The organism is Citrobacter sp. Cpo126, from assembly GCF_030332445.1.
Lineage (GTDB): Bacteria > Pseudomonadota > Gammaproteobacteria > Enterobacterales > Enterobacteriaceae > Citrobacter > Citrobacter portucalensis.
In genome coordinates, this window is the sequence record NZ_JAOWHT010000032.1 from 451,143 (window position 1) to 476,703 (window position 25,561).

Below are 25,561 nucleotides of genomic sequence, written 5' to 3' on the forward strand. Positions count from 1 at the left end.
TTCAGGAGAAAAGCAGGGCATCTAATCGTTTTTTGTCGGTTTCAGAGACATCCTGTGGGTGCTGATATCCCGCATTCTCATTCGCACGGGTGTACAAGGCAACCAGCCAGTCGTAAACGTAACGGCTTGCACCATGCGAGGGTTGTTCATCCAGCTTCGTCAGGCGTAACATCGGCGATTGCTTCGGCGCGCTAAAAATAGCCGATCCTTTTTGGATCCTGCTGGCAGGGCGCTGTTCCTCAGCAACGTCGGCAAATCCAAGCCAGGTAATAAAATCACCAATATCGGCGTGTAACTGCGCGGCACAGACATTTTCGCGCTGCATAATGCGCTGTAAGCGTTGTGGCATCTCCAGGCGATAGCTGGTGGTGACGAGAATGTCGGCAACCTGCCTTAACGTACGGGAATCGAGTCGTAAACGGCGGGCATTATTTTCATCGCGACACCACTGGCGCACGTGGTTAATCCACATTTTGTGTGCCTGATATCCGGTCTCCTGACTTTCCGGCGAGTGTAGTGTGTCACGCACTTCGGCAAACAGGTCAATCTCTTCATTAAATAAACCGCTTACCTGCTCCTCGCGTGGTTGCTGAATACGCAGCAGCGACTCAAAAATGCGCATCGGCGGGAGCAAACCATCCAGCAGTTCGCCATGTTTTGCCGCTTGCGCCTGTAACTGGCGGATCACCGACTCGTGGCTATCCGATTCAGCTTGAGCGGGATTAATCCAGCTTATCAGCGTTTCGCGGATGCGCTGTTGATGCTGCTCGCGTAGAGAAGTCAACCTGGCCTGGCGCTGCTGTGGTGAGGTTGCCTGAGTCAGCCATTCGACAAGACGTTGTAAGCTATGTTTATCCAGCGCCTGCAACGTACCCCAATGCAGCCCGGGCTTGCCCATCAATTGCTGCACGGATTCATCAAGGTTTTGCTGGGTACTAAAACGCGCATCCTGCGGGGTAATGGCCCAAACCACGCCCGGTAATGCGGCATCATGAACAGGTTGGGTATCGTTGACCCAGCCCAACAGCTTGCGGGTGATGGCGGGCGTCTGGGCGCGGGCAGAGACCGCGTTGCAGATTAAGAGCACATCCGGTTGCAGGTGCTGGCGATAATGTTCCAGCATCCAGCCTAATTTTGCCTGCCACAGTGGGTTAGGATGAGCATCCGGGGCGAGGGGAATATCGAGCAGATCGACATTCTCCAGCACCGAGTCTTCAACCGTCAGGACCAGCTCGCGCGTGAGCAGCGCCAGTGACGACAAAGAAAGACTGACCGCATTGAGCAACTGATGATTTTCAATCGGATGAACCACCACATCGCTTTGCGTCTCATTATTGCTGGTCAATGCCACCTGGGTCAGGAAACTTTCGGCAGGTAAACCAAAATGATCAACCAGCAGGCTCAGCGGGGCCGCTAATTCTTGCGCGTGTCCGGTTTGTTGCAACGTGTGCGCCAGCGCCAGCCACTGCTGCGTCAGCTCTGGTTGTTCTCCCCACAGTAACGCCCAGGCGTTTGCCCGGGTAGTCAGGTCCAGTGCGGGCAGCAACGTGGCAAACTGATACCATAGTGCATCGTCAATTTGCTGCTGGTTTGCCGGTACGCAGGAGCGCCAGAAACGACCAATTGCCGCAACATCATGTGTGGTAATGCCCGGCACCGGGTGACGCTGACGCAGCGTTTGCCATTTTTCCAGGCGCGCCTCAATAATCGATTTCTCGACCTGTCGGTTGCCCGGGAGCGCGCTGAACTGGGCGATAAATAGCTGTACCAGTTCGGCTTCACTGAGTAATCGCAGACGCAACGGCCATTCGCTATCATGCGGATTTTCATCGCGCGTAAAGCGGATCGCCATATTGGTTGGTGCATGGCCCGGATTAATATGCGAGAAATAATCAAAGCTGCGATCCGGGGTAACAATATTCACTTTGCCAGTGGCATTGCAGCACAATGCCGCCAGCAGATGTGCTTTTGCCGATTGTGAGTGTCCGTATAACCCTATACATCCTTGCGATGAAAAGGTCTCCTTCAACGCAGATTCACTCACTGCGGCTAGCGTAAGCTGTGCCAGCAGGGCATCCGCTTCATCATCAAGACGCGCCGCACGTTGACGGGTATCTACCACCCACTCGATGGCGGCCTGCGCGGTATTTAACATCTTACTCATTTCAGGTACACGCTCCCGCTATCAATCCAGTAATGGCTTCCGCTATGGCGACGGTCTGCCAGCGTATTCAGTTTTAACGTTAAGGCATTGGCGGCAACGGGGGTGCCATCCTGTAACCAGGCATCACTCAGGATGAAGAATTCCGGGCCACTTTCTTTGCTGCCGCCGCGTAGCTGCAGCCGAACATTCAACACGCCATCTCCGGCGATAGTTTTTGCCAGTTCGGCAGAGTTTATGCTGAGCGTATACAGCGGCGTGGCAGGCCAGCGGCTGTTTGCCAGTTGCCGAAATCCTAACGTCACGTTGCCACGTAACGGGAAATGCAACCGGGCATCCAGCTTCGCCCCAGGTTTATCCAGATCAATATCGTGATACCAGATGTTCTCATCGCGCAGGGTATTGACCGTATTATCCAGTACACCGAGAAAGCGTACGGTCGAGTAAGCGCCGATATCGGCAGCTTTAAAGTTAAAACGTGGCAAACGCAAATCCAGCGCCAGGCTGCACAGCATAGCGCCTACAGCAGCGGTGGATTTAGGGTTACCAATCCGCCCCTGTTGGCTGAACGGATACCACTCATGCACGCGGTAGTTATCCATCCAGATCATACGGTTAACCGGAACAGGTTGCAGATGGCGGATCAACGCCTGTACACCCGGTAAACAGGCGGGCCTGCCGGTCACTAATAAGATATCGCAGCGATAATGTGAAATGGCCTCACAAACCGCGTGCAGTGGGGAAGTCAGGGTAAATTGCCCCGTCAATAGTGCTTCTTGTAACTGCCTGAACTGTACCTGTAACGGCACGCTCAGAACATCAAACGCTGGCGACCCTGCTGGCAACGCATGATCGATAGCCTGTTGGATGTAGTTCATCACGTTGCGCGTGGGTTGTTGACTCAGGAGTTCCCCAAAGGTGGCATGTAGTCCGGCGACCGGATCGTTAATATCGCTTTGTTCCCAGGCAGAGAGGACCGCATGACCAAGCGGCATAAAGAGCTGCAATGCCGTTTGTTGACGCAGAATTGCTTGAGTATCGATGCGACCAGAATCGCCAAATAGCGTGGCCAGCAATGCGGCGGCGTCGGTCACGCCAGCCTGTTGTAAGCGGGTTTGCAGTGCAGGCAACACGCAGCGCTGAATCACGTCCAGCAGCATGTCATCGCCCGCAACTTTAAAACCTTCACGGAACAGCAGATGCGGGGTAATTTTGACGTTCGCGCCAACGCCGTCATCAAGTTGGTAATGAACGACGGCCATGTCCGTTGTCCCGCCGCCAATGTCGATCGATGCCACGCGCAGTGCACGGCCTTTCGTCTCACCAGGCTCTGGCAAACGGTCCGGGCGGGCAAGGGCGTTAAAGAACGATTCGGTGTGGCCATCGTAGTGAGAGATAGCCTCGTTATACAGCCACACCAGTTGCCCGCAACTGGCTTCATCCCATTCCATCTGAATTTCAGGTACGGGAACCACACTTTTTTCCTGCTGCTTACGGGTGGTGAAGTCTTCATCCTGCGGGTGCCAGCCCATCGCTTTCCAGACCAGGGCAATAGCTTCAAACATGCGCAGGCGGAAAATCTCGCGCTCCTGTTTGGGCATCGCCGACGGTAGGGTCAGGATCAGCGTCCGCAACTGACGAGGAGACGCCGGGAATCCGAGGCGCAAACGCGTTGCTACGCTGTTAATTTGCCCCAGCGCCTGGGCCAGTATTTCGCACAGCATATGCGTCATCAGCGTGCTGCGGCTGTATTGTGGTGAGAACACTGGCAGACGATCGTCCTGCGGCAGGCTGAACAGCGGCTGCCCGTCATCGTTCATCAGGTTCATCAGCGGGAAGGCGGTAGCCAGCGGTTCGCGCTGGGTTTTGCCATTCATCTGGCTAAAGCGCCAGTCATGTAACACCGGCGTTTCATCCCACAGATAGCGGCGCGGGCTTGAGATCCCACTGTTGCCCTCGGTGCCCATACGCTGCATCGCCAGCTTACGGGCTTCATCACCCACACGCACAATCGACGGCCAGATAAAGGCGTCATCACGTCCGCTCTCAACGGAAAAGTGCTGCTTACCAAAGCGCGCTTCGGAAAACTCCAGCCGACTGGTGAATAGCGGATCGTTGAGGAACTGCGGCTCGCTTAACGAACGGACCTGCAATTCAGCGGTCTGACGCAGCCCGTCATTGGCATCCCCGTGATCTTCAATCAGGACACCACAGGTATGGGTATTACCGATATCCAAAATAAGATCGACGGGAATGGCGGGTGTGCTAAGGGTGTGCGTAACCAGTTTCACTTCCGGGACGGAAAGCTGCTCACCTAACAGGGTCAGCACATTCAGCCAGTGCGCCTGGTATTCAAAGTTACGCAGAGCCTGCTGGATCTCTTGTTCTGAGCGGTTCTCATGTTGGGTGACATGGTGCATAAAAGATTCGCGCAACCAGCCGTCAATCCAGGTCTGGTCAAGGAAATCAGCAATTTCGTTGTCATGCCAGGCCAGCCCAAACCGTGTACCGTTAAGCAGATCATTTTCGTTGGGGGTTAACGCCGCAGGGGCATTTTCAGTAAGCTGGCTGTCCAGCGCTACGGTAACACGGTGGGTGTTGCCTGCGCTGTCCGGCTGCGGTAGCTTTCGCACCTGCACGCGTGCCCAGTTATCCGGACCTTCAACAAACGTACGCGGCGGGTTAAAGCGCAAAAACGGCAGCGGCAGCCAGACGCCGTCGAGCACGTCCAGCGAATAGTGCAGCGTCTGAGTACTTTCCGGCTTCACCACTTCGGGTTGCGCGCCGGTGCTGCCCGGTAGGGTATAGCGTCCTGACGTCAGATCGAAGTCTAGTCTCAGTAGCGGACCGTTTGCCGTTTTGCGCACAAAGCGTCCATGGTGCGCAGATTCCTGCGGCGTGAGGCCGAAATCCAGAAATTGCACACCGCTATTGGCGATGAGCGTCACGCTCTGTTTGTAATCACACAGATTCACCAACATAAAATCAGGCACCTATCTTTTTGATCGTCAGAGGGATTTCCGCGTGATCGTCATAACGCGCGGTACAGGCGGCGACGTCATTGATTCCCGCTTTGCAGGTAATTTCAGGCATCGGATAACGTGAACCGTCGGTACAACGGGCATTGCCGCGACTCTTAATCATTAATTCACCCGACTGGTGCAAACCAGAGAAAATCTCGGCACGACAAACAATGTTGTCACCATGAACCACGCGCGCAGTGCCTTTATTGGCCTGGATCTGATAGCGCAGAGACGGCGCTTTGCCGCTCACCGGATCTTTAACATCGACCATGACGCGCCAGTTACCGTTGAGAAAACGCGTCGTTCCTGCCTTCATCTGGTTGGCATCCATCACCAGCGCATCTTTTGGAATCGCGGCGATCACCACCGGTCCTTCGACAGGTTTCTCTTTCTTCGGAGCTGGAGTCACTTCAGCACGATGCAGGGGCAGTACAGATGTCAGTGCTGGCAGCGGTGCCATATCAACCTTAGCGACTTCAATAGCGGCTACTGCGGGTACGGGCTGGGTGGTCTGTTGCTTCCACAGCCGCGGCCCAACGATGGCTGCAATAATCACTGCGGCAACGGGGAGGCTCCACAGCGGTATGCGGCGTATGGGCTTTTCATGTACCGGCGGGGCAGTGACTTCAGGTTCGTTAACAATAACCGGGGGGTGAGGTTCAGGTTCAACCGGTTTTGGCAGATCAACGACCGGCGTCAGTAAGGGGACATCGGCCTCGGCAAAGGTAATTTCCGGTGCGATTTCTTCTTCCTGTTCTGGCTCTGCTACGGTAACCACAGGAGGCACATCGGCAATGCGCAGGCAGTCGAGCACATCGTCGCGGGGATTTTCATTCAGATTGACGAAGCCCCAGAACGTAATAACGGGTTTGCCATCAACCAGAAACACGTGATTTTCACCGGGAAATTGGATGGCTTTTTCGAGCAGTGAGCCAAACAGCTGTAGGGAAGTTTTCCCCGATTGCAGGCTTTTACGGCTCAGGGTCGCCGCATTTTCCAGCGTGCTCCCCAGATAGCGCAGCGCACGAAAACGTGCTTCTTCATCAGCGGCTTTCCACGCCACGGCTTTCCCTTCTATCGGGGAATACCAGTCAACCCGATCGCCGTTGTCGTTAATTTGTGGGATCGCCAGACAATCCACCATCGCCTGCTGTTTACGCAGACGAAGCGTTTCACGAATTTGCAATGCTGAATCAAACACGGCCTGACCACCGCCGCCCACGGCCTGATAGTCATCCAAATTGCCGCTGCGCAAGAGAGTTTTTGCCACGTTGTTACCCCTTAGACTTCTTCACGTATCTACTTTACGTTTTATAAAAACGAGCAAACGGCGAAAGAGAGGCAAAAAGGGGCTAATTTTCATGGCATAGAGTGCCGGGAAAAATCTTGACGTTTTGAAAAAGACTTAAGGGAAATTAATTCGCTTGGAGTGATGAATTATTCAGCGAAATACACCGGATTAGAATAACCTGATAGTGATTTGTTATTGGTCAGTTTTTGTCAGCTATGCTCTGATATCCCTGTTAATAATAAAATAAGAAGGCTTATAACCATGATTGCAAGGAAAACGTTACTCGCGCTGGCTCTCAGCGCCGTCTTACCGTCAGGCGCTGCGTTCGCGGCCAATACTGACACCATCATCTATTGCTCTGAAGCATCTCCGGAGTCATTTAACCCGCAAATCGCCAGTTCAGGTCCTTCATTTGTGGCCAGTTCACAGGTGCTCTACAACCGACTCATCAACTTTGATCCAGTAAAGAATACCCCGATACCGTCTCTGGCAACGGACTGGACGATTTCCCCGGACGGTAAGACTTATACGTTTACCCTGCGTCAGGGCGTGAAATTCAACAGTAATAAATTCTTTAAACCGACCCGCGACTTCAACGCAGATGACGTGATTTTCTCGGTATTACGGCAGAAAGATGCCGATCATCCGTATCACAAGGTTTCTCAGGGAAGCTACGAATACTTTAACGATGTTGGTCTGGATAAACTGATTAAAGAAGTGAAGAAGGTCGATGATTATCATGTTCAGTTTGTCCTCAATGAACCTAATGCTGCGTTTCTTGCCGACTGGGGTATGGATTTTGCCTCTATCCTTTCTGCGGAATATGCCGACGCGATGCTGAAAAAAGGCACCCCGGAAAACGTCGATAACTGGCCGATTGGCACCGGGCCTTACGTGTTGCAACAGTACAAGCAGGACTCGCAAATCCGCTATCTTGCCAACCCGAACTACTGGGATGGCGCCGTTCCAACGAAGCACCTGATCTTCTCAATCACTCCAAACGTCCAGACGCGGCTGGCAAAACTGCAAACCAATGAGTGCCAGATAATCCCGGCACCAGCCCCCGTACAGTTTGACGAAATTAAAAAGAATAAAGATTTGACGCTGCATGCGGTTGAAGCGCTGAACGTCGGATATCTGGCGTTTAATACCGAGAAAAAACCGTTTGATAACGTACTGGTGCGTCAGGCGCTAAACTACGCGACCGATAAAAAGGCCATTATTAACGCCGTCTTTTTAGGTTCCGGTACGGTGGCAAAATCGCCGATTCCGCCGAATATGATGGGCTTCAATAAAGATCTGCAGGATTACGCTTACGACCCGCAAAAGGCAAAAGATCTGCTGAAGCAGGCGGGGCTGGAAAACGGCTTTGAAGCGACGCTGTGGTCAATGCCGGTTCAGCGCCCTTACAACCCGAACTCCCGACGGATTGCTGAGATGATCCAGAGCGACTGGGCAAAGGTGGGCGTGAAGGCGAAAATTGTGTCGTACGAGTGGGGGGAATATCTCTCCGGAATGCGTAAAGGTGAGCATGACACCGCATTGTTTGGCTGGATGTCAGACAACGGCGATCCGGATAACTTCGCCGATGTGCTGCTGGGCTGCGACAGCATAAAAACCGGATCTAACGCCGCGCGCTGGTGCGATAAAGAGTATAATTCGTTGGTTCAAAAGGCGAAGCTGGTGAGTAAACCGGAAGAGCGCGCCGCGCTTTACCAGCAATCGCAAGAGATTTTCTACCAGCAGGCTCCGTGGATAGCTCTGGCAAACGGTAAAACGTTCTACGCTACGCGCAGCAACGTCAGCGGATACAGCGTCAGCCTGATGGGCAGTGATTTTTCAAAAGCAAAATTAAATTAATGAGTTAAGGAGAGGTTATGTCGCATCTGGATGAGGTCAGCGCACGTGTTGATGCCGCCATTAAAGAGAGCGTCATTACGCATATGAATGAATTGCTGATTGAGCTCAGCGATGATGTCGCGTTGAGCCGGGAAGATCGCTATACCCAGCAACAGCGTTTGCGTACGGCTATCGCACATCATGGCCGTCAGCATAAAGAAGATATGGAAGCCCGTCGCGAACAGTTGACCAAAGGCGGCACAATCCTCTGATATTTCACTTATCCGACCTACAGACACGTTCTGTAGGTCTGATAAGCGAAGCGCCGTCAGGCAATTAAAATGAACGTCTCGCCACCAGCCACGCCCCGATGACCAACAGCACCGCGCCACAGATCGGACCTACCAGCGCCCGCAGCGGCACGCCGTGACTACGTAGAATATCCAGCACCAGCCCGCCGATTAACTGGCTAGCCACCAGCACCGCGATAGTGGTAGCGGCCCCCACATTTTGGTACCCACTAATACTGGCGAAAACAAAGAACGATCCCAACAAGCCGGGGATGAGCGTCCACCAGCGCACGCTGGATACCAGTTCACCAAACCCTGCCAAACCTTGCTTAAACCACAATATGCTGACAAACAGCACGATCCCAACCAGCGAGTTAAGCAACATGGCGATGAGGATCGTCGAGGATGTCTGGGTGATGCGTACCATCAAGGTATTTTGCACCACCAGACCAATACCCGCGGCAATCAGAAAGGAGAGGGTCAGCGTCTGGTTCATCTAAGGGCATCCGGTTCGCGGCGATCGTCTAACTGTAACTGCATGAAGGTCAGATCCAGCCACCGCCCAAATTTAGTGCCAACCTGCGGCATTTGCGCGGTGGTTTTAAAGCCCAGCAAGCTGTGCAGATGCAGTGATGCCTGATTTTGAGACTCAATACCTGCCACCATTACATGCTTGCCGCATGCGCGGGCTTCGTCTATCAGTCTGCTGAGCAGTGCCCGTCCTAGCCCTTTTCCCTGATGTTCAGGATGAACATACACCGAATGTTCAACGGTATGACGGAAGCCATCAAAGTTACGCCAGTCGCCAAAGGAGGCGTATCCTGTAACAACGCCATTCTCTTCACTCACCAGCACCGGATACCCCATCAATTGGCGGGCTTCATACCAGGAAATACGGTTTTCGGCATCGACCGTTTGATCGTTCCAGATAGCCGCCGTATGCAGTACCGCATGGTTGTAGATTTCTGCAATGGCGGCGCAGTCTTCTTTGCTGGCAAATCGAATTGACATGTTGAACCTCAGGGCTTGTTCACTATAGTATTACAATATGAATACTATTGAAGACAGCATAAATCAACGGATCAGTGCAAGAATTCGCATCGAGCGGGAATCTCGCGGTTGGTCACTCACGGAACTTGCCGAGCGCGCGGGTGTGTCGCGGGCCATGATCCATAAAATAGAACGCGGCGAGAGTAGTCCAACGGCTACGCTGCTGGGCAGGCTTTCCGGCGCGTTTGGCATTAGCATGTCTACCCTGATTGCGCGGGCTGAAATGCAAGAGGGCAAGCTGCTGCGCTTCGTCGATCAGCCTGTTTGGCACGATCCACAAAGTCACTATCTGCGCCGCCATGTTTCACCGCGCAGCGATCTGCCTATCGATCTGGTGCAGATCGAATTACCCGCCGGAAGTGATATCCCGATGCCAGCCTCTTCCTATGTGCAGGCCAGACAACTTATCTGGTTACAGCAGGGAGAATTAGTCTTTGTCGAAGGGGACGTACGCCATGAAATGCAGGCAGGTGATTGCCTGGAACTTGGCCCGCCGAATGACTGTCGGTTTATCAATGAAGCCGCGCAACCCTGCGTTTACCTGGTTGTGCGGTTAAATCACATCGTCAGCTAAATAGCAGGAACGGGCTGCTACTATTGATGGATTCATGCCAAAAGCAGAGGAGCACATCATGGGTCAACAGACTAATCGTAACCGTCGTTGGGTACTGGCTTCCCGTCCACATGGCGCGCCAGTCCCAGAGAACTTCCGTCTTGAAGAAGATGAAGTCGCAACACCGGGCGAAGGCCAGATGTTGTTGCGCACCGTTTATCTTTCCCTTGATCCCTACATGCGTGGCCGCATGAGCGATGAGCCATCTTACTCACCACCAGTAGAGATTGGTGGTGTTATGGTGGGGGGTACCGTAAGTCGCGTGGTGTCATCCCACCATCCGGACTACCAGCCAGGCGAATGGGTATTGAGCTACAGCGGTTGGCAGGACTATGACATCTCCGACGGTAACGGGCTGGTGAAGCTTGGCGATCATCCCGAGCATCCCTCCTGGGCGCTGGGAGTTATGGGTATGCCGGGGTTTACCGCTTATATGGGCCTGCTGGATATCGGTCAGCCAAAAGCCGGGGAAACGCTGGTGGTAGCTGCCGCAACCGGGCCGGTTGGCGCAACGGTCGGGCAGATCGGTAAGCTTAAGGGTTGTCGGGTGATAGGTGTGGCGGGTGGGGCAGAGAAATGCCGACATGCCACCGAGGTCTTGGGTTTTGATGTCTGTCTCGATCACCACGCACAAGATTTTGCGCAACAACTGGCAAAAGCCTGCCCGCAGGGTATTGATATTTATTACGAAAACGTCGGTGGAAAAGTATTTGATGCCGTTCTGCCATTGCTCAATACCTCAGCGCGGATTCCGCTTTGTGGCCTGGTCAGCGGTTATAACGCAACGTCGCTTCCGGCCGGACCTGACAGATTACCGCTGTTAATGGCAACGCTGCTGAAAAAGCGTATCCGCATGCAGGGTTTTATCATTGGTCAGGATTATGGACACCGTATTCATGAGTTTCAGCGGGAGATGGGGCGCTGGGTTAAAGAGGGCAAAATCCACTACCGCGAGCAGGTGACCGACGGTCTGGAAAATGCGCCACAAACCTTTATCGGTCTGCTGACCGGCAAAAACTTCGGCAAGGTAGTGATTCGTCTTGCTGAGGATTGATGCGTAAAGGTGGAAGACGGTGAATGCCTGTAACCAGGCCTGCTTCGTACAAAATGTAGGCCTGGTAAAATGCCAATGTCGTTATCTGGTATTCATGGAGAAAATAAGAAGGTTACTACCCGAAAGCGAATAAACACTCCACATTGAGATAAATAATGATTACTATTCTCATTCTTAAAAAGGCAAAACCATGATTTTGCTCATTGAAGCTATGTGAAGCAGTAACAAACGAATTTATCAAAGGGAGTCGTCATGTCTTTACGTCATCTGTTTTCGCCGCGTCTGCGTGGTTCTTTACTGTTAGGTTCACTGCTCGTTGCATCATCTTTTACTACGCAGGCTGCAGAAGAACTGCTGCGCAAAGCCGTCGGCAAAGGCGCCTATGAAATGGCGTACAGCCAGCAAGAGAACGCGCTGTGGCTGGCGACCTCACAGAGCCGCAAACTGGATACCGGCGGGGTGGTTTATCGTCTTGACCCGGTCACCCTCGAAGTGACCCAGGTGATTCATAACGATCTCAAACCATTTGGTGCCACCATCAACAACGCCACGCAAACGCTGTGGTTCGGCAACACGGTAAACAGCGCGGTTACGGCGATGGATGCCAAAACCGGTGCGGTGAAAGGACGTCTGGTGCTGGATGCGCGTAAGCGTTCTGAAGACGTTCGCCCGCTGCAGCCGCGTGAGCTGGTCGCCGATGATGCCACCAACACGGTATACATTAGCGGTATTGGTAAAGAGAGCGTGATTTGGGTGGTGGACGGTGAGACGATCAAGCTGAAGGACACCATCCAGAATACCGGCAAAATGAGCACCGCTCTGGCTGTCGACAGCAAGGCTAAACGCCTGTACACCGCCAATGCCGACGGTGAATTCATTACCATTGACACCGCCACTAACAAAATTCTCAGCCGCAAAAAACTGCTGGATGACGGGAAAGAGCATTTCTTTATCAACCTGAGCCTGGACACAGCGGGCAACCGCGCATTTGTCACCGACTCTAAAGCGGCGGAAGTGCTGGTAATCGATACCCGTAATGGCAATGTACTGGCAAAAGTAGCCGCGCCGGAATCCCTGGCCGTGTTGTTCAACCCAACGCGTAATGAAGCCTACGTGACTCATCGCCAGGCCGGTAAAGTGAGTGTGATCGACGCGAAAAGCTATAAAGTCGTCAAAACATTCGAGACCCCAACGTTCCCGAATAGCCTGGCGCTCTCCGCCGATGGTAAAACCCTGTACGTCAGCGTGAAACAGAAATCTACCCGCGAGCAGGAAGCCACCCAGCCGGACGATGTTATTCGTATTGCGCTATAAAACATCCGGAGGGGGAAACCCCTCCTGTCATTTCTCTAAACCCCACGATACGCCTCGTTACACCCCGCCAGTAGCCCGAGCCACTTCAGGGACTTACACTACGCCCTCAACGGCTAACTGAATAACACGGGAATACCATGAAAAAGCCATTTATCTGTCTTTGTGCAGGCGTAATGCTGTTTACCCTTGCAGGATGTACCACCGATTACGTCATGACGACCAAAAGCGGACAAACCATCACCACCCAGGGTAAGCCAAAACTGGATAAAGATACGGGAATGACCAGCTATACCGATCAGGATGGAAATGCGCGGGAAATTAACAGCAACGATGTAGCGCAGTTGATTGAAGCGAACTAAAAATGAAGGCCTGAAGGGTTAACCAGTCAGGCCTTCAGCCATTACGGCGCGGTGCGGTGGATTTCCGCGACGCGTTTACGTACGCCGTACCAGCCTGCAACCAGCAGGATGGCAATCAATGGTAATGACGCGATGGTGTAGGTGCCGTTTGGATAGTCAAACGCCATCAGCACTAGCACGCTCAGCAGGAACAGTAGGGTTAGCCACGAGGTAAACGGAGCGCCCGGCAGTTTAAAGCTGACGTCTGCCGTTTTACCTTCTTTTATGGCCCGGCGCAGACGCATCTGACAGACCATGATAAAGCCCCACGACGCAATAATGCCCAACGACGCGAAGTTCAACACGATCTCAAACACCTGCGACGGTACCAGATAGTTCAGAAATACCCCGACGACATAGACGACCAACGTGGCGAGGATCCCAGCCCAGGGTACTTGTTGACGGCTCATTTTAGCCATGAATTTAGGCGCCGATCCGCCCATCGACATGGAACGTAAAATACGCCCGGTGCAGTACAGCCCAGAGTTAAGGCTGGAAAGCGCCGCGGTGAGCACCACAATATTCATGATACTGCCGATATACGGCACGCCCAGTTTGGAGAAGAAGGTAACAAACGGGCTTTGCCCCGCCTGATAGGCATTCCACGGCAGTAACAGAACCAGCAGAACGACAGAACCCACATAGAACAGACCAATACGCCAGATAACGCTATTGATCGCTTTTGGCACCATGGTTTGCGGATCTTTGCATTCTCCAGCAGCGGTGCCCACCAGTTCAATGGAGGCAAACGCAAAAACTACCCCCTGAACCAGTACCAGCGCTGGAAGCAGACCATGTGGGAAGAATCCACCGTTGTCGGTGATTAGGTGAAAACCGGTGGCGTTACCATCCAGCGGCTTTCCAGTGCCTAAAAAGACGGTACCCACCACCAGGAAAATCACAATCGCCAGCACTTTGACCAGCGCAAACCAAAACTCCATCTCCGCGAACCACTTCACGCCGATCATGTTCATGGTGCCGACAATGGCCAGCGCGCCGAGGGCGAACACCCACTGCGGTACATCACCAAATGCGCCCCAGTAATGCATATACAACGCCACCGCGGTGATATCGACAATGCCGGTCATCGCCCAGTTGATGAAGTACATCCAGCCAGCCACATAGGCGGCTTTCTCACCTAAAAATTCGCGAGCATAGGAGACAAAGCTGCCGCTGGAAGGGCGATGTAAAACCAGTTCACCAAGCGCACGCAGTATAAAGAACGAAAAAATACCGCACACCAGATAAACCAGCGCCAAAGCAGGACCCGCCATTTGCAAGCGTGCGCCAGCCCCTAAAAACAACCCGGTACCGATTGCGCCGCCAATGGCGATCATTTGTACCTGTCGATTACCCATCGCTTTGTGATACCCCTCTTCGTGGGCATTCAACCAGCGTCGTTTCGCCGCATGTTGTTCCGCGGCTTGCGTGTTGTTTGTGTTCATTACTTTTCCTGTTGACCTGACAAAAATACAAAATCCTTTTTGCCGCACCTGCTGCGGCGAAAACAGCCTTACCCTTCATTGTGTTACGGGGGAAAACTGCCGGCCGAGCATCCTACATTCAATTGTTCGGTTCCGCAAAGCCCCGATAACAAGAATTCAGCATTTTTGTACAGCCAGCACTGGCGCGGTGTGGCCTCGATTCAGCCAATAAAAGAGAAGGGCGTAAATACGTGGAGAGGTGTGCGCTTATCGAGACATTCACCCGATAAGCGCCGTAAGGTTATGCTGATACGCCAAAGACCTGAACGGCCTGCTGTAAGCGCGATGAACGTTGAGTCAGATCGGCGGTAGCATCGGTGACACGCTCCACCATCTCGGCGTTATTGTGTGTCATGGTGCCAACGCGTGAAATCGAATCGTTAATCAGATCCAGCGCCTGGGTTTGCTCACGCGTCGCCAGACTAATATCTTTGATCATCATCGACATCTGCAGGACATCGCCAATCATCCCAGTGAGATGCGTTTCCGTTTGCTCCACCATTTTGACGCCGCTATTGACGTTGGCGACGTTCTTCTCAATCAGCTGTTTGATCTCTTTTGCTGCAGACGCCGAGTGCTGCGCCAGATTACGGACCTCTGCCGCCACAACGGCAAAACCACGCCCGGACTCCCCGGCTCGCGCGGCCTCAACCGCGGCATTGAGCGCCAGAATATTAGTCTGGAAAGCAATGCTGTCGATAACGCCAATGATGTCGACTATTTGCCCGTTGTCACGCGATATCGCCTGCATCATGGCGATAGTTTGTTTCATAATATCGCCGCCTTCTGCCGCATTGGCGCTGGTTTTATCGGCCATGGTCATAGTATGAGCCGCAGTCTCAGCAGTTTGCTGTACCGCGCTACCAATTTCTTCAATGGCGGCAGCGGTTTGTTGCAGGTCGGCGGAGGTTTCTTCTGAACGCTTGTGCAGCGCCGTACCTTCTTTTGATACCCGCTGACTGATGGCGCGAATACCGGATATTTGCGTACTGACATCATCGACCAGGGAATTCAGATTAAGCCCGGACTGATTAACCAGACGCATCAGCATTCCGATCTCATCCACCCGATTTAAATGACAGTTATCAGGTTTTCTCCCGGATACCACTTTCTTCATTTGCGTCAGTAGCGTATTAACTGGCTGACAAATTTGATACTTAAGGTAAATAGCAAGCATCAGAAATAAGAACAATAACCCTCCCGCCTGAATAAATGGATTAACAGGAACGAAGAGAAATAGCACAGCGAGCAGGGCGATTACCCCTAAAGAATAATTGACGCGCTGGCTAATACTCAGCCATTTAAACATTGATGCCCATGACAATATTCCGCGACGAATGATAATGCCTTTAAAAAGACGAAACCCTTTAAGCTGCTGATTATTAATTTTTTGATATAAGTTTTCGCTTTGAGTTATTTCATCGCGCGAAGGAACGGTACGCACCGAGATGTAGCCGGTGAGTTTTTCATTGTGCCAGACTGGCGTAACGTTGGCGCGAACCCAGTAATGGTCGCCATTCTGTCGACGGTTTTTCACCATCCCCGTCCAGCTGTCTCCCTGCTGTAGCGTGTACCACATATCGGCGAACGCCGCGGGAGGCATATCGGGATGGCGAATAATATTATGTGGTTCGCCCATTAACTGGTGTTCGTTAAATCCGCTGGCATCAATAAACGCGGAGTTGGCGTAGGTAATATGACTTTCTTTATCCGTCGTAGAAAGCAGCGTCGCTTTATCGTTAAGTGCGTGCTCAATTTGTGTAACGGGTATGTTACTTTTCATAGAGGTCCCATGGTGCTATGTATAATCCATACAAAAATCCCCGCAATAAAATCGGGGGATATTAAAATCTGTTTTAAACCGTTTTAATAAGAAACGTTGCATTCTCTACTAATCATCAATTCTGTGGAAGTAGTTAAAATAAAAATTTCTATGTAAATCATTCATCCTGCGTCATAAAAGTGAAACAATTAATACAAGCGTATAACGTGACAAGTCGTTTAAACTGACTTAACGTAAATCGCGTTAAAAAACCTTTTCGTAAAAAGAAAACTGGCATGAAATGATTTTGATGTTATTACCGTGATGCCAACGACCCTATTATATTTTGTAGGCTATTAATTGCGGGTATTTTTCAGTTGAGCGTTACGACCTGTACTGGGCGATCCAAATTTTAACCCTGGCAGCGACAGGGGTTGTTATCTACTTTTTAGCTGAGCAAATGTGAATTAAATGTTTCAGTTTGGCTATTTGATAAATTAATAATAAAGACATGTTAACAAACATAGGCTCGTAACATGTCATATCGCCTGAGTATTCTGGATAAAAGCCCCATCGGGGAAGGTGAAACTGCCGCGACCGCGCTTTCCCGTACGTTGCGCCTGGCGCAACTGGCAGAAGAGTGGGGGTACCATCGTTTCTGGATCGCGGAACACCATAATACGGCACAGCTGGCCAGCCCATCGCCGGAGCTGGTGATCGCCTGGATCCTCGGGCAAACCCAGCATATCCGCGTAGGTTCCGGCGGCGTAATGCTGCAACATTACAGCCCGTACAAAGTGGCGGAAAACTTCAATCTTCTGGCATCGCTGGCTCCTGGACGTGTCGATCTCGGCGTAGGGAAAGCCCCTGGCGGCTTACCGCTGTCGACCCAGGCGTTACAGCATGGGCTGCATCAGGAAGAAAAAGGCAGTTTTGCCGACCAGCTTTCTTTGCTTAACGATTGGCTGGCGCTGAGCGGAACGGAAAGCGGGGAAACGGTATTCCCGACGCCAATTCCACCGATTTCACCGGAAAAGTTTGTACTGGGAGCCAGTGTGCAAAGCGCGCAGTTAGCAGCGCAATCCGACTGGGATTTCATCTTCGCAGCGCACCTCAATGGTGACAAAGCGTTATTGCATGACGTTTTGTCCTTCTGGCAGACCCACAGTGCACGCCCGACGATAGTCGCCGTGCAGGTAATTGTGGCTGACAGTTACGACACCGCTGCGCAACTGGCGGAAAACGTACAAATCTGGGGCGTGGAGCTGGAAGATGGTCAACGTGTCACGGTAGCCAGCGAAGAACAGGCGCTGGCGTTTGCCGCTCAGTCTGGCAGCCCACCACGCAAAATCGCGCGTCGTGAGCAGGCGTTGCTACACGGCACCGCTCAGGAGGTGATGGCAAAGCTGAATGCTCTGCATACGCAATTTGGCATTGACGAGTTCATTATCGACACGCCAGTGGCGCAAGGGCATGCGCGTCTGACATCGCTGCGTTTGTTAGCGCAAGCCCATAACGCCGTGGAGGTGCTCTGATGACTCTCGGCTCAACGCTTATCGACTGGCGTCGTGAACTACATCAGCATCCGGAGCTTTCCCTGCAGGAGGAAGCAACCACGGCGCGCATTCACGCCTGGTTGCACGCTGCGGACGTCGACATTCTGCCGTTCGAGCTGAAAACCGGTCTGGTCGTGGAAATTGGTCAGGGAGAAGATGTCATCGCGCTGCGGGCGGATATCGACGCGCTACCGATAGAAGAAAGCGCCGATGTTCCGTTTCGTTCACTCACGCCGGGCGTGATGCATGCCTGCGGGCATGACGTCCATACCAGCGTCATGCTTGGTGCAGCACTGCTGCTAAAACAGCAGGAAATAACCTTACCGGGGCGAGTACGTATTTTGTTTCAGCCAGCTGAAGAGAGTTTCGGCGGCGCAAAAACGTTGATCCGCGCCGGTGCGCTGCAAAACGTAGCGGCTATTTTCGGTATGCACAATGAGCCCGGTTTGCCGGTGGGCGAATTTGCCACACGCGGCGGCGCATTTTATGCCAATGTCGATCGCTTCGTGCTACGCATTAATGGCAAGGGCGCACATGCGGCGCGTCCGCATGAAGGTAAGGATGCCATCCTGCTCGCCAGCCAGTTGGTAACGGTGCTGCAAAGCGTTGCCAGCCGCGACATAAACACGCTGGATTCGGTGGTGCTCAGCGTGACCCGTATTCAGGGGGGAAACACATGGAACGTACTGCCGGAGTCCGTTGAGCTGGAAGGGACACTCAGAACGCACCGAACCCAGGTGCAGCAGCAGGTTAAGGCCCGGGTTAATGACATTGCCGCCGGATTTGCCCACGCCTTTGGCGCACAAATCGACGTAATCTGGCATGCGGGACCAACCGCATTGGTAAATGATGATCGTTGGGCCGATATTGCCACCGCGGTGGCGAAACAGTCAGGCTATACCACCCACCATGCCGACCTGCATATGGGCGGGGAGGATTTTGCCGTCTACCTGCAAAATACACCTGGCGCATTTGTCAGTATTGGCAGCGCCAGTGAATACGGATTACATCACCCGGGATTTAATCCGGACGAGCGTTTAATTGAACCTGCCGCGCACTACTTTGCGCAGTTAGCAAAAACGGCATTCGCACACCTTTAAGTTTACCTGTTGGGTAGGGGTTATTATGGCTGAAAATCGGCAACTACGGCTCGGCACTATTCTGCATGGCGCATCGGGAAATATGTCCGCATGGCGCCATCCGGCGGCTCAGGCTGATGCCAGTATTAATTTTGATTTTGTCAAAGAGACGGCGCTTATTGCGGAAAAAGGGAAGCTGGATTTTATTTTTGTCGCCGATGGTCTGTATATTAATGAAAAATCAATCCCGCACTTTTTAAATCGTTTTGAGCCGCTGACAGTATTATCCGCTTTGGCCAGTATCACCCAGAATCTGGGGCTGGTTGGCACGGTGTCCACATCATACAGCGAGCCGTTTACGACCGCACGGCAGTTCGCTAGCCTGGACCATCTCAGCCAGGGGCGCGCCGGATGGAACGTGGTTACGTCGCCTCTGGAAGGATCGGCAAAAAACTACTCTCGCGCTCAGCATCCAGAGCATGCCCAGCGTTATCGTATTGCTGATGAATATTTACAGGTAGTGAAAGGACTGTGGGATTCCTGGGAAGAAGATGCTTTCACCCGTAATAAAACAAGTGGAGAATTTTTTAATCCGCAAAAGCTGCATACGCTTAACCATCATGGAGATTATTTCCAGGTCGCTGGGCCATTAAATATTGGGCGTACACCACAAGGCCGTCCGATTATATTTCAGGCGGGAGCTTCAGCAGATGGCAAGAAATTAGCGGCGCAGCACGCTGATGCCATTTTTACCCATCAGGAGTCGCTGGCAGAGGCTAAAGCGTTCTATCAGGATGTAAAAAGCCAGCTGGAAGTCGCCGGACGACATCCCGATCAACTGCATATATTCCAGGGCGTCAGCGTTATTGTTGGCGACAGCGCAGAGGACGTTGAGCAGCAGTATCAGACTACCGCTGCGCTGGTCTCCGTTACTGACGCGCTGAACTATCTTGGCCGCTACTTTGAACATCATGATTTTGCCCAATATCCGCTGGACGCACCATTCCCGGATCTGGGCTCTCTCGGACAAAACAGCTTTCGCAGTACGACTGATGAGATCAAACGCAACGCACGCGAGCGAGGTTTAACACTTCGTCAGGTTGCTCTGGAAGCGGCCAGTCCACGTCCGCGTTTCAGCGGCACGCCACAACAGGTTGCCGACGGCTTGCAGCAGTGGTTCGACGAAAAAGCCGCAGACGGTTTTATCATCCAGGGCGGAACGCCGGATACCTTCCCGCGTTTTGTCGAACAGGTTGTCCCCGTGCTTCAGGCGCGCGGCCTGTTCCGCCATGAATATCCCGGTACGACCCTGCGCGCAAGCCTGGGATTAGCGACACCTGCAAATCAATTCACACAATAAGAGAAAAACGCTATGCAGAAAAAATCAGTATTTCTCGCGCTGTCACTGGCTTTCAGCGCGACCGTTTGGGCAAATGAGGTGACGATTAACGGCACCGGCGTAAGCCTGGAAGCCAATAAAGCGCCAATCAATACAGCAAAAAACCCGCAGGCGATCGCGCAGTTGCCCGCAAACCTGCACCTGGCCGTACCGGGCAAATTCACCGTGGCGATCGCCGGGCTCAGCCAGCCACCGCTGACCGTTTTTGCCGATGACAATAAGACGTTGATCGGCAGCGAGGCGGACATCGCGCGTCTGGTGGCTGACAGTCTGGGACTGGAACTCAACGTTGTACCTACGTCATGGGAAGACTGGCCGCTGGGCGTCACTTCCGGCAAATACGATGCCGCGATCAGCAATATTACCGTCACCAAAGCACGCAAAGAAAAATTCGATTTCGCGACGTATCGGAAGGACTCTCTTGGCTTTTATGTCAAAACCGGTAGCAAGCTGAAGAAAATCGAGCAGGCGGAAGATATCGCAGGACTACGCATTATTGTCGGTTCGGGGACTAACCAGGAAGCCATTCTGTTGGCCTGGAACGATGAGAACGTGAAGAAAGGGTTACAGCCGTTTACGCCGGTGTATACCAAAGATGATGCCGCGCAAACCCTGGCCCTACAGTCGGGCCGCGCCGATGCGTACTTCGGTCCTAATGTAATCGGCGCGTGGAAAGCTGCACTCAACGGTAAAACGCAATTAGTGGGTAGCGTTGATGGCGGTTGGCCAAAAGCGGCACATATCGCTGTGACGCTGAAAAAAGACAGCGGTCTGGTTCTGCCGGTACAAACCGCCCTCAACGGCGTGATAGGCAACGGCGACTATGACAAGGTGCTGAATCGCTGGGGAGAAGGGGGGGAACGAATTCCACAATCTGAAATCAACCCGGCCGGTTTAGGCGACTAAGGAGGTCATCGTGAGCGATCAATTTCGCGTGCTCTCACCGGAAGCCAGCGAGCTGCAGCCCATTTTGAACGGTCTGTTCGGTGAATATGCCGCCCGCTATGGCGATTACTTTTCTCGCGACGCTGAAGTGGAACTGACCGAATGGTATCTGGCGCCGCAGGGACTTTTTGTGGTACTGGAGCGCCGCGGCGAAATTATCGCCACCGGGGCTTACAAACCTTACGATAAAGATACCGCCGAGATTAAGCGCATCTGGACAAAAAGCAGCCTGCGTCAGCAGGGGCTGGCGGCGCGCGTGGTGCAGGAACTGGAACGTAGAGCGCTGCTCGCAGGCTACAGCCGGATTTATCTGACCACGGGATTTCGCCAGCCGGAGGCCGTCAGACTTTATTTAAGCCAGGGCTACGATCCGCAATTTGATACGACGCGCGATCCCGAAGAGTACAGCCTGCCGCCGTTTGATGGACGGCTGCGCTTTACCAAACTGCTGACTATTGCCGGTCAGGCCAGAATCGCCTGAGGAGAGAAAATGAAAACGACAGATAGCATTAGAGTCGTACCGGCACGTTATCCCATGCGTACCGTAGGCGCGGTCATTGCCTTATTTGCCCTTGCGGTAATTCTCCAGTCCGTGGCGTTTAATCCGCGCTGGGAATGGAGCGTGTTTGCCCGCTGGTTCTTTGATCCGGTTATCTTGTCCGGCCTCGGGCAAACGCTGTTACTGACGCTGATCGGGACGCTGTTGAGTATTGTCATCGGCGGTCTGCTGGCGTTGGCGCGGCTTTCATCTTCCTGGCTGTTGAACGGTCTGGCATGGGGATACATCTGGCTGTTTCGTTCGTTACCGCTGATTGTGGTGCTGATCGTTTTGTACAACTTCTCCTATCTGTACGACACGTTGACGATTGGTATTCCGTTCACTCCCATTCAGTGGGGAAGTTTTGAGACCATCAATGTACTCGGTCAGTTTTCCACTGCGTTGGTTGGCCTGACGCTGGTGCAAAGCGCCTATACCGCTGAAATTATTCGGGGTGGATTTTTAGGGGTCGATCACGGTCAGTACGAGGCAGCGGCAGCACTGGGCTTACCAGCAGGGCGACGTACGCTGCGGATTATTCTGCCGCAGGCGCTGCGCACCATTTTGCCTGCTGGATTCAATGAAATCATCAGCCTGGCGAAAGGGACGGCGATGGTATATGTGCTGGCAATGCCGGAGCTGTTCTACACCATCCAGATGATATATAACCGCACGCAGGAAGTGATCCCGCTGCTGATGGTGGGTGCGGTGTGGTATCTGGTGATCACCAGCGTCCTGTCGTTAATTCAGCACCTGGTTGAACGTGCGTTGGCACGCAGCGAACGACGTTCAGCGATCAACACAGCCCGGGTGAGTCGTGCAGAAAAACGCAGTCGTCAACGTCCACAGCAGGAGGCCGTCCATGTCCCGCTCGCCTGAAGGCCATATTTCTATTACCGGCGTTAGCAAATACTTTGGTCGCCACAAAGCGCTGGATAATGTGTCGCTGGAGATCCCTCCCGGTACGGTAACGGTTATTCTTGGCCCGTCCGGTTCAGGGAAATCCACACTCTTGCGGACCATCAACCATCTGGAACGCGTTGATGAGGGGTTTATTCAAATCGATGGCGATTACATTGGCTATCGTCGGCAGGGAGACAAGCTATATGAGCTGAAAGAGGCGGAAATTTTGCGCCAGCGTGTTAACGTCGGCTATGTGTTCCAGAACTTTAATCTGTTCCCCCACTTAACGGTTCTGGAGAATCTGATTGAAGCGCCCATTGCGCACGGACTGGCAACGCGTAAAACCGCCACCGAGCGGGCATTAACTCTGCTTGATGCGGTAGGGTTACGGAATAAAGCCGATGCCTGGTCGCGTCACTTATCCGGAGGTCAGCAGCAGCGTATCGCTATTGCCCGTGCGCTGGCGTTAAATCCGCGTGTCATGCTGTTTGATGAGCCTACATCTGCACTGGATCCTGAACTGGTCGGTGAAGTACTGGATGTCATTAAAGCGCTGGCGAAGTCGGGAACCACGCTGGTTGTGGTAACGCATGAGATTGGCTTCGCCCGGGAAGTGGCGGATCAGGTGGTGTTTATGGTCGATGGCAAAATCATCGAGCAGGGCAGCAGCGAGCAAGTGCTGAATCATCCACGCCACACGCGCACTCAGCAGTTTTTGTCGAAAGTGCTTTGAGACACATTGCGGCACAAGGCTGTGCCGCACAGAGGTTACAGAGTGACGACGATTTTGCCTACCTGGCCGTTGGCTTCCATGTATTGATGTGCTTCGACGATATCATCAAAGGCAAAGGTTTTATCAATCAGCGGCTTGAGCTGGCCAGACTGCAATCCTTCAAAGATAAACCGTTTCGCCCGCGCAAGTTTTTCTGCGTCCGTGGTGATTTCGAAAATCTCATAGCCGCGGAAGGTCAGATGGCGACCGAGTATCTCAATGACCGGGATAGAAAGGTCACGTGAATCAAGCGAACCATACTGGAAAAAGAGCCCACCGGCTGGCATCACTTGGGCAATTCTTGCCACCGCTGGGCCACCGACCGGATCGAACACCACGCGGGTTCCTTTACCCTCAGTAATCCGCTGAATCTCGGTCACCAGATCCTGCTCCTGGCTTGCAATAACCTCTGCCGCGCCCAGTTGCAGCAGCTGATCACGTTTCTCACTGGTCCGTGTCATCGCAATCGGTTTTGCTCCCCGCATGTTAGCAATCTGAATTGCCGCCAGTCCGACGCTGCTGGAAGCAGCATTGATCAGCACGTTATCACCGGGCTTAATATCCGCATATTCAACCAGCGCACCGAAAGCGGTCACATACATCATCCAGCTGGCAGCAGCCTCGGTAAAGCTCAGGTTTTGTGGATGCTTTACGACCGCGTGAGCGGGGGCATTAACGACTTCACCATACATTCCATATTGATGAAAGCTGAATGCCGGGATGACGCTAACGTAATCGCCAGGTGCAAACTCACGTACGTTGTCTCCCACTGATTCAATGACTCCGGCTGCTTCATAACCCAGTCGCGCCGGGAAATTAGGTTGGTAAATATACTGTCCGGTGCGGTACATAACTTCCGCACGGTTGATACCAATAGCCCGCACGCGGATCTGAACCTCATTTGCATCAGGCGCGGGAACCTGCATCTCCTGAATCTTCAGGACTTCAGCGCCACCAATTTGATTAAAAACTACGACCTTAGACATAGCAGACCTCAGTAAATTGTTCTGTATTGGGTCTGCACAATTTAACGACTCAGATGAGAGTGAAAAACCGCTGTTGCGGAACTTCACTATTACTTATTTTGTAATAATCCCTGAAGTCGCGGTTTTTGTTGGCTAAAAAGTTCGCATAACCAGTCAATGAATACCCGAACCCGAGGGGCGAGATGACGTCTGTCCGGGTAAAGCACCGAAACTGGTTTTGATTCTCCGGTATAATCGGCCAGCACCTCAACAAGCTGGCCTGACTGAAGATAGGGCGCAAGGACAGCATGAACGCCACGTATAATGCCGAGTCCAGATAAGCAGCCGGTCAACAGAATATCGGAGTTATCAACGCTTATCCGCCCTGCGGGGGTGAACGATTCGGTTTTACCTCTATTGACGAAGGTCCATTCCAGCGCTTCGCGATGACGCTCGCTAAAAAAGTTAAGCGCCTGGTGTCGGGATAAATCCTCTGGTACCTGCGGCACCCCCTGTTTTTGCAGATAATCCGGTGAAGCACAGGTCACCATTTTGACCTCACCAAGCCGCCTGGAGATCAAGGTCGAATCTTGTAGCTCGCCAATACGGATCATGCAGTCGATGCCTTCGGCAAGCATATCGATTCTACGGTCGGTGGAGGTGAGTACCATCTCGATGTCAGGATATCGCGACTGGAAATCTTTCAGCGCAGGAACTAACACGGAGTGCGCCAGCGACAGAGGTGCATTAACCCTGAGTTTTCCGCGCGGCGGGCGGGCAGGTGAAAAAGAAGCCATGATGTCATCAACGTCACTGAGCAGGATTTTTGTGCGTTGGTAAAAGGCATCACCTTCTTCTGTCAGACTCACTTTACGAGTCGTGCGGTTAAGCAACTTTGCCCCCAGATCGTCTTCAAGATGTTGGATAGCTTTGGTCACCGCAGGGCGGTGCAGGTGTAACACATCTGCGGCTCTGGCAAATCCACCTTGCTCAACAACCTGTACAAAAATGTTCATGTATTCAAACATACTGGAACGCATTGCTTATTCTCCCCCGGTATTCGACCATTGTTATTATGAAAGTAATAATCATGTCTGCATAGGTTGCCGAATGCTGCTCTACACT

The 25,561-nt window shown here is 52.8% G+C and carries 22 protein-coding genes; 13 read left to right on the forward strand and 9 right to left on the reverse strand.

Features of this window, described 5'->3' with window-relative positions:
• Window position 1: 1 nt before the first annotated feature.
• Genes OGY17_RS11415 through OGY17_RS11425 form a run of 3 tightly spaced genes read right to left on the reverse strand, consistent with a single transcriptional unit; the run spans window position 2 to window position 6,454 of the window.
• Window positions 2–2,164, reverse strand: a complete 2,163-nt coding sequence (locus OGY17_RS11415) for a virulence factor SrfC family protein (RefSeq protein ID WP_032943516.1) — start codon at window positions 2,162–2,164, stop codon at window positions 2–4.
• On the reverse strand, window positions 2,161–5,142 hold the full coding sequence (locus OGY17_RS11420) for a virulence factor SrfB (protein WP_032944414.1): 2,982 nt from the start codon (window positions 5,140–5,142) through the stop codon (window positions 2,161–2,163). Before OGY17_RS11420 ends, OGY17_RS11415 begins: the two co-directional genes overlap by 4 nt.
• A gap of 4 nt (window positions 5,143–5,146) precedes the next feature.
• Window positions 5,147–6,454 (reverse strand): SrfA family protein, encoded by a 1,308-nt coding sequence (locus OGY17_RS11425; protein WP_286607247.1) that lies wholly within the window; start codon window positions 6,452–6,454, stop codon window positions 5,147–5,149.
• Between the two features lie 282 nt (window positions 6,455–6,736).
• Here OGY17_RS11425 and OGY17_RS11430 point away from each other — a divergent pair, with 282 nt between their 5' ends.
• Together OGY17_RS11430 and OGY17_RS11435 are read left to right on the forward strand one after the other, a co-directional pair.
• On the forward strand, window positions 6,737–8,335 hold the full coding sequence (locus tag OGY17_RS11430; protein ID WP_032943514.1) for an ABC transporter substrate-binding protein: 1,599 nt from the start codon (window positions 6,737–6,739) through the stop codon (window positions 8,333–8,335).
• Between the two features lie 17 nt (window positions 8,336–8,352).
• On the forward strand, window positions 8,353–8,586 hold the full coding sequence (locus tag OGY17_RS11435) for a YdcY family protein (RefSeq protein ID WP_286607249.1): 234 nt from the start codon (window positions 8,353–8,355) through the stop codon (window positions 8,584–8,586).
• Window positions 8,587–8,650: 64 nt separating this feature from the next.
• Here OGY17_RS11435 and OGY17_RS11440 read toward each other — a convergent pair whose 3' ends face one another.
• Together OGY17_RS11440 and OGY17_RS11445 are read right to left on the reverse strand one after the other, a co-directional pair.
• Window positions 8,651–9,100 (reverse strand): DMT family transporter, encoded by a 450-nt coding sequence (locus tag OGY17_RS11440; RefSeq protein ID WP_286607251.1) that lies wholly within the window; start codon window positions 9,098–9,100, stop codon window positions 8,651–8,653.
• Window positions 9,097–9,615: a GNAT family N-acetyltransferase gene (locus OGY17_RS11445; RefSeq protein WP_032935690.1), complete on the reverse strand. Its 519-nt coding sequence runs from the start codon at window positions 9,613–9,615 to the stop codon at window positions 9,097–9,099. The genes OGY17_RS11440 and OGY17_RS11445 overlap by 4 nt, the downstream gene beginning before the upstream one ends.
• A gap of 37 nt (window positions 9,616–9,652) precedes the next feature.
• Here OGY17_RS11445 and OGY17_RS11450 point away from each other — a divergent pair, with 37 nt between their 5' ends.
• The 4 genes from OGY17_RS11450 to OGY17_RS11465 all read left to right on the forward strand — a co-directional run bounded on the left by OGY17_RS11450 (window position 9,653) and on the right by OGY17_RS11465 (window position 12,994).
• A complete protein-coding gene (locus tag OGY17_RS11450; protein ID WP_060682179.1) occupies window positions 9,653–10,228 on the forward strand; it encodes a helix-turn-helix domain-containing protein in 576 nt (191 codons plus the stop codon).
• A gap of 58 nt (window positions 10,229–10,286) precedes the next feature.
• Window positions 10,287–11,321: an NADPH-dependent curcumin/dihydrocurcumin reductase gene (gene curA / locus OGY17_RS11455; RefSeq protein ID WP_048214160.1), complete on the forward strand. Its 1,035-nt coding sequence runs from the start codon at window positions 10,287–10,289 to the stop codon at window positions 11,319–11,321.
• A 252-nt stretch (window positions 11,322–11,573) separates the two neighbouring features.
• Window positions 11,574–12,635, forward strand: a complete 1,062-nt coding sequence (yncE, locus tag OGY17_RS11460; RefSeq protein WP_003833093.1) for a 7-bladed beta-propeller protein YncE — start codon at window positions 11,574–11,576, stop codon at window positions 12,633–12,635.
• Window positions 12,636–12,772: 137 nt separating this feature from the next.
• Window positions 12,773–12,994 (forward strand): YgdI/YgdR family lipoprotein, encoded by a 222-nt coding sequence (locus OGY17_RS11465; RefSeq protein ID WP_003020157.1) that lies wholly within the window; start codon window positions 12,773–12,775, stop codon window positions 12,992–12,994.
• Between the two features lie 41 nt (window positions 12,995–13,035).
• On the opposite strand, the gene ansP is transcribed toward OGY17_RS11465, so the two are convergent.
• Together ansP and OGY17_RS11475 are read right to left on the reverse strand one after the other, a co-directional pair.
• On the reverse strand, window positions 13,036–14,478 hold the full coding sequence (gene ansP / locus OGY17_RS11470; RefSeq protein WP_048235338.1) for an L-asparagine permease: 1,443 nt from the start codon (window positions 14,476–14,478) through the stop codon (window positions 13,036–13,038).
• A 280-nt stretch (window positions 14,479–14,758) separates the two neighbouring features.
• Complete coding sequence (locus OGY17_RS11475; protein ID WP_267439399.1) at window positions 14,759–16,300, reverse strand: methyl-accepting chemotaxis protein; 1,542 nt, start codon at window positions 16,298–16,300, stop codon at window positions 14,759–14,761.
• 515 nt (window positions 16,301–16,815) lie between these two features.
• On the opposite strand from OGY17_RS11475, the gene OGY17_RS11480 reads away from it, so the two are divergent.
• Genes OGY17_RS11480 through OGY17_RS11505 form a run of 7 tightly spaced genes read left to right on the forward strand, consistent with a single transcriptional unit; the run spans window position 16,816 to window position 23,432 of the window.
• On the forward strand, window positions 16,816–17,814 hold the full coding sequence (locus tag OGY17_RS11480; protein WP_100272439.1) for an LLM class flavin-dependent oxidoreductase: 999 nt from the start codon (window positions 16,816–16,818) through the stop codon (window positions 17,812–17,814).
• Window positions 17,814–18,935 (forward strand): amidohydrolase, encoded by a 1,122-nt coding sequence (locus tag OGY17_RS11485; protein WP_032943504.1) that lies wholly within the window; start codon window positions 17,814–17,816, stop codon window positions 18,933–18,935. Before OGY17_RS11480 ends, OGY17_RS11485 begins: the two co-directional genes overlap by 1 nt.
• 25 nt (window positions 18,936–18,960) lie before the next feature.
• On the forward strand, window positions 18,961–20,274 hold the full coding sequence (locus OGY17_RS23340; RefSeq protein WP_032943503.1) for an LLM class flavin-dependent oxidoreductase: 1,314 nt from the start codon (window positions 18,961–18,963) through the stop codon (window positions 20,272–20,274).
• A gap of 12 nt (window positions 20,275–20,286) precedes the next feature.
• Window positions 20,287–21,219 (forward strand): ABC transporter substrate-binding protein, encoded by a 933-nt coding sequence (locus OGY17_RS23345; RefSeq protein WP_502872497.1) that lies wholly within the window; start codon window positions 20,287–20,289, stop codon window positions 21,217–21,219.
• Window positions 21,220–21,229: 10 nt separating this feature from the next.
• The gene (locus OGY17_RS11495; protein ID WP_003833076.1) at window positions 21,230–21,739 is read left to right on the forward strand and encodes a GNAT family N-acetyltransferase; all 510 of its coding nucleotides are present in this window, start codon (window positions 21,230–21,232) and stop codon (window positions 21,737–21,739) included.
• Window positions 21,740–21,748: 9 nt separating this feature from the next.
• The gene (locus tag OGY17_RS11500; RefSeq protein ID WP_286607254.1) at window positions 21,749–22,675 is read left to right on the forward strand and encodes an amino acid ABC transporter permease; all 927 of its coding nucleotides are present in this window, start codon (window positions 21,749–21,751) and stop codon (window positions 22,673–22,675) included.
• On the forward strand, window positions 22,659–23,432 hold the full coding sequence (locus OGY17_RS11505; protein ID WP_008784819.1) for an amino acid ABC transporter ATP-binding protein: 774 nt from the start codon (window positions 22,659–22,661) through the stop codon (window positions 23,430–23,432). The genes OGY17_RS11500 and OGY17_RS11505 overlap by 17 nt, the downstream gene beginning before the upstream one ends.
• A gap of 35 nt (window positions 23,433–23,467) precedes the next feature.
• Here the strand turns inward: OGY17_RS11505 and OGY17_RS11510 are convergent, their stop codons facing one another.
• Both OGY17_RS11510 and OGY17_RS11515 read right to left on the reverse strand, forming a co-directional pair.
• Window positions 23,468–24,457 carry a zinc-dependent alcohol dehydrogenase family protein gene (locus OGY17_RS11510; RefSeq protein WP_198802244.1) on the reverse strand — a complete coding sequence of 330 codons (990 nt, stop codon included), beginning with the start codon at window positions 24,455–24,457 and terminating at the stop codon, window positions 23,468–23,470.
• 89 nt (window positions 24,458–24,546) lie between these two features.
• Complete coding sequence (locus OGY17_RS11515) at window positions 24,547–25,476, reverse strand: LysR family transcriptional regulator (RefSeq protein WP_020996394.1); 930 nt, start codon at window positions 25,474–25,476, stop codon at window positions 24,547–24,549.
• Window positions 25,477–25,561 lie beyond the last annotated feature (85 nt).